At 56.5% G+C, this 5,142-nt stretch carries 4 protein-coding genes; 1 reads left to right on the top strand and 3 read right to left on the bottom strand.

Features of this window, described 5'->3' with window-relative positions:
* The coding region (locus tag ACXJ5O_RS18220) for a M23 family metallopeptidase (protein ID WP_457301122.1) at positions 1 to 654 on the top strand (654 nt) is incomplete at its 5' end.
* Positions 655 to 680: 26 nt separating this feature from the next.
* Here the strand turns inward: ACXJ5O_RS18220 and prfB are convergent.
* From prfB to ACXJ5O_RS18205, 3 genes are all read right to left on the bottom strand, one after another.
* Positions 681 to 1,809 (bottom strand): peptide chain release factor 2 gene (prfB, locus tag ACXJ5O_RS18215; RefSeq protein ID WP_457301121.1). Its coding sequence is split into 2 segments (ribosomal slippage): positions 681 to 1,739 and positions 1,741 to 1,809, totalling 1,128 coding nucleotides; the frame shifts between segments, so codons are not numbered across the junction.
* Between the two features lie 105 nt (positions 1,810 to 1,914).
* On the bottom strand, positions 1,915 to 4,374 hold the full coding sequence (locus ACXJ5O_RS18210; RefSeq protein WP_457301120.1) for a penicillin-binding protein 1A: 2,460 nt from the start codon (positions 4,372 to 4,374) through the stop codon (positions 1,915 to 1,917).
* A 327-nt stretch (positions 4,375 to 4,701) separates the two neighbouring features.
* Positions 4,702 to 4,881, bottom strand: coding sequence for a hypothetical protein (locus ACXJ5O_RS18205; RefSeq protein WP_457301119.1), 180 nt, complete (start codon positions 4,879 to 4,881; stop codon positions 4,702 to 4,704).
* Positions 4,882 to 5,142 lie beyond the last annotated feature (261 nt).

Raw genomic sequence — 5,142 nt, 5'->3', positions numbered from 1 at the left:
GAAATCCGTCAGACTCAGCAAATGCAGAAGCTCTCCAACACCGCCAATGAGAGCGCCGACAGGATTATGGAAGCCCTGGTTGCGACCGGCGTGAAACCTGTTGCTGACGATGAGAATGCCGGTACGGGTGGACCATTGCTGCTGGCAAGCACAAATCCGACGTCCGGTTTCGACACAAAATTTGCCGATCTGGATGAGGCGGTACAGCGGCTCGAGAGCGCCAAGAGCCTCGCAAAATCCATTCCTATCGCCAATCCGGTTCCCGGCATGCCGGTTTCGAGCCCGTTTGGTTCACGCGCGGACCCGCTTCTTGGGATGATCGCGTTTCATTCCGGTATGGATTTTCGCGCCATATCTGGAAGCTCGGTCCATGCCACGGCCAACGGAACGGTGACCGCCGCCGACTACAATGGCGGCTATGGCAATATGGTCGAAGTCGACCACGGCAACGGACTTACAACGCGTTATGGCCATTTGAGCCAGATTCTCGTAAGCGCCGGCCAGCGCGTGAAACTTGGCGATACGATCGGCAAGGTTGGCAGCACCGGCCGCTCGAYGGGCCCTCATCTGCATTATGAAGTTCGCAGAAACGGCAGTGCGGTCAACCCTGTCGGGTATCTGGCGATCGGCCGAAAGCTGRCAGCCGAACTTTAGATTTTAACGTCAGGCTGCAACCAAGATCACGCGATGTCTTCGACTTCGACATCCGATCCGTGCACGCGGTGGGCCAGAGCGGCCTCCATGAACATATCGACATCGCCGTCGAGCACATCCTGCGGGCTTGTGCTTTCAACCCCGGTGCGCAGATCCTTCACCAGCTGATAGGGTTGCAACACGTAGGAGCGGATCTGGTGTCCCCAGCCGATATCGGTCTTGGACGCTGAAATCGCATCCGCGGCCTGTTCACGCTTTTCCARTTCCGCCTCGTACAGACGCGCGCGCAACATCGACCAGGCCGTCGCGCGGTTCTTGTGCTGCGAACGTTCTGCCTGACACTGCACGACAATACCCGTGGCGATATGCGTGATACGAACCGCCGAGTCGGTCGTGTTGACGTGCTGACCACCTGCACCGGATGCGCGATACGTATCGATGCGCACATCTGCTTCCGTTACGGCGATATCGATATTGTCATCGACGACCGGGTAGACCCAGATGCTCGAAAACGACGTGTGCCTGCGTGCATTGGAATCGTAGGGCGAAATACGCACGAGCCGGTGTACACCGGATTCCGTCTTCAAGAGGCCGTAAGCATTGTGCCCTTTGACCAGGATGGTGGCAGATTTGATGCCAGCTTCTTCGCCATTGTGGACTTCGAGCAGCTCGACTTTCATGCCCTTGCGCTCTGCCCAGCGCGTATACATGCGCAGGAGCATATTCGCCCAGTCCTGGCTTTCCGTACCGCCGGCACCGGAATGTACTTCCAGATACGTGTCGTTTGCGTCGGCTTCGCCAGAGAGCAACGTATCTATTTGGCGACGATCGACTTCCTGTTTGATGGCGCGGATATTCTCTTCCGCCTCGGTTACGATTGACTTGTCGTCCTCCTCCTCGCCCATGGCGATGAGTTCGACATTGTCATCGAGAGACTGCGTCAGCGTGCGAATCGAATTGATGCCGTCTTCCAGCTGCTGGCGTTCACGCATCAGCTTCTGTGCTTCCTGCGCGTCGTTCCAGAGTGCAGGGTCTTCGGCAAGCTGATTCAGATAGCCCAGGCGTTTGATTGACGTATCCCAGTCAAAGATGCCTCCTCAGCAGGCTTATGGCCTGCTTGATCTCATCGACTAAGGTCTCGATTTCGGCGCGCATCGGCAATCCGTTCCTTCTCTATGCTCAAATTTCGGCGGACCATATTGACTGGTCCGCGCGATGTAAAGTCTTGAGGTTTTCAGCGAATGCTYGGCAGCAAAGCGGTTAAAACAGGCCGCCGCCTCCGCCCTGTATCGCCCGGTTGACGTTCGGAGACTGCACGCCGACGGGCGAGCCCTCGGAGAACGTATCCATACCGATGACAGAATAGCTGTCGGCAGGTCCTGTACCCGGCTTGAAGGCTTCCATGATCACATTTGGACCACCAGGCGATGCTCGCATGCCTGTCTTGCGATCGATCGGGAGGACCGCCATGCCTTCCGGTACGCGGAAATCGACGGAGCGCTGCCCCTGAAGCGCAGCTTCAGCAAAGTCCTTGAACACTGGTGCCGCGAGACCGCTACCGGTAAAACCGTGGCCCATAGGGGAAGGATTGTCATACCCAAGGTAGACACCGAAGACGAGATCCGGCGTGAAGCCGATGAACCAGGCGTCTTTTTCATCGTTGGTGGTTCCGGTCTTGCCGGCTATTGGTCGGTTAAGACTTTTCAGGATCGTCGCAGTGCCGCGCTGAACCACACCTTCCATCATGGACGTGATCTGGTAGGCGGTCATCGGATCGAGCACCTGATCACGATCGTCGATCAGCTCGGGTTCCGGCTGGTTCTTCCACTCGTCCGCCGAACAATTATCGCACTTGCGCTCGTCATGCTTGAAAATCGTCTTGCCGTAGCGGTCCTGTATCCGGTCGATCATCGACGGGGTTATCTTGCGACCGCCATTGGCGATGATCGAGTAACCCGTGACCATCCGCAGTACCGTCGTTTCGCCGGAGCCGAGCGCCATAGCGAGAACCGGCAGCATCTTGTCGTAAATGCCGAACCGCTCGGCATATTCGGCCACAAGCTTCATGCCCATGTCCTGGGCCAGTCGCACAGTCATCAGATTACGCGACTGCTCGATACCGTAACGCAATGTCGACGGCCCCGCGAATTTACCGCCGTAGTTCTTCGGCGCCCAGATTCCAAGACTGCCGCCCTGATCGATGGAGATTGGCCCATCAAGCACCACCGAAGCCGGTGTATAGCCGTTGTCGAGCGCGGCGGAGTAGACGAAAGGTTTGAAAGACGAGCCCGGCTGACGCATTGCCTGCGTTGCCCGGTTGAATTCGGATTCGGCAAAGGAGAAGCCGCCGACCATCGCAAGCACGCGCCCCGTATGCGGATCCATCGCCACCGCGCCGCCTTCGATTTTCGGCACCTGATGCAGATCGAATTCCGTGTCGCTGCCCTCTTTCTTCTGAACGAAGATCACGTCACCGACGTTGAAAACGCTCTCCAGCGACTTGGCAGTGGTGCGCTTTTCGTCGTTGAGCAGGCGGAATGCCCATTTGACATCCGCCGCTGCGATGGTGCCCTTCTTGCGTTCGGTGACCAGCTTGTCCGATGCGTCGCGCTCCGGCTGGAGCCCGATTGTCGCCTGCTCTGGCGTCACCTCAAGAACGACGGCCAACTGCCAGTCGGGGACATCGGAAAACGCTTTTATCTCTGAAAGAGGAATGCCCCAGTCGCCGTTCGTCGAAATGGTCTTGTAGGCGCCGCGATAGCCTCGCGCTTCATCGTATTTGAACAGGCCGTGCTGCAACGCTGCGCGCGCCTGCACCTGCATTTTCGGATCGAGCGTTGTGCGAACCGACAGGCCGCCCTCGTAAAGCGCATTTTCACCATAGCGGGCGATGATCTGACGCCGGACTTCTTCCGTGAAATATTCAGAAGCAAAGAGATAATTTCCGGTGTGACGCGGCGTGACGCCAAGCGGTTCCGCCTTGGCTACTTTTGCTTCCTCGGCGGTCACATAGCCATTTTCAGCCATGCGGTCGATCACCCAGTTACGGCGTTCGACGGCCCGATCCGGCTGCCGGAACGGGTGGTAATTCGATGGCCCCTTGGGCAGTGCTGCGAGGTAAGCTGCTTCGGCTACGGTCAGTTCATTGACCGATTTGTTGTAGTAGGTCAACGCAGCCCCGGCGATACCATAGGAGTTCAAGCCGAAGAAAATTTCGTTCAGATAGAGTTCGAGGATACGATCCTTGGAATAGGCTTGCTCGATGCGAAAGGAAAGAATCGCCTCCTTGACCTTGCGCCCGATGGTCTGATCGTTGCTCAGGAGGAAGTTCTTGGCCACCTGCTGCGTAATCGTCGATGCACCAACCGGGCGGCGTGAGCCCCAATTCTGGACATTGGTGATGACGGCACGGGTAAGACCGGCAATATCCACACCGGGATGCTGATAGAAGTTCTTGTCTTCTGCCGAGATGRACGCTGCCTTGACGCGATCGGGAACGGCCTGAATCGGCAAATAGAGCCGGCGTTGGCGCGCGAATTCAGCCATCAACGAACCGTCGGACGAGTGAATACGTGTCATGACCGGCGGCTCATACTTCGCCAGCACTTCGTAGTCAGGCAAGTCTTTCGACATGTTGACAACGTAAAGCGCGACGGCGCCCGCTCCCAGAAGCGCCATGACAGTGCCGATTCCGAAAAAATATCCGATCAAGCGTATCATCTGTATCCGGAACCCATTTCACCTGTTGGCATGTGCGTTACCAATGCATGAGCAGATCATGCAGATTGCATCGTGGAAGACACCAACCCGAAGGCCTTCCCGGTCCGGCAATCGAATAGTGCAATGCCGGTAACTCGCTGACGCAATTGAGCGACAAATGTGACAAAGGCAAGGACAACCCGCGCGTGTTCACAATATAAATACCAATTGTGGAGTTTGGGCAACGCACGGAAGAGTGATTTTCTTTATAATCTTGAAGGCAACGAGCGGCTACAAAGCCCCCACTGCCTCCTCTCTTCACCGGCCGCCAGTTCAGTACCTATTTGCCTAACTGGTCGTAATTCCGACTTTGTGCTGAATTTCTTCGGTGGTTTCCTTCACGAAGAACGTTAGCCCCGCCGTGGTTGTCACAATGTGGGTCCCTGTTCCATACGGGTTGAAAGAGACGACGTGAGCGAAGTTAAGTGTAATGTGATCGCCATTGACGTCAGTCAGATTGATCCACATGGCCGTACCTCCCTGCTTGCAACGAACGTTAGGTCGTAAACTCATGAATCTGGTAGAAATGGCGCCTGAAACGGCAAGAAGATGCGAGGAGAAGCGTGAAGGGCGGAGTCTTTCCCCCGGCCGAACGGTTCGACACTGCAGCTTGCAGCCGTTTCGGCGTCCGGAGGATATGGTCCATCTTTCCGGCAACATCGTCGCAAAGGACTTGAAAATGGATAAACATTTCCTTCGCCTTTGCTCCTTGTATCCGAAAAGATGGCC

Source organism: Phyllobacterium sp. P5_D12, assembly GCF_054049495.1.
This window is presented reverse-complemented; position numbering and strand designations above follow the sequence as displayed.

Coding starts and splice junctions, on each gene's coding strand:
- ACXJ5O_RS18205 (WP_457301119.1), bottom strand. CDS start 4,881: ATGTGGATCAATCTGACTGACGTCAATGGCGATCACATTACACTTAAC.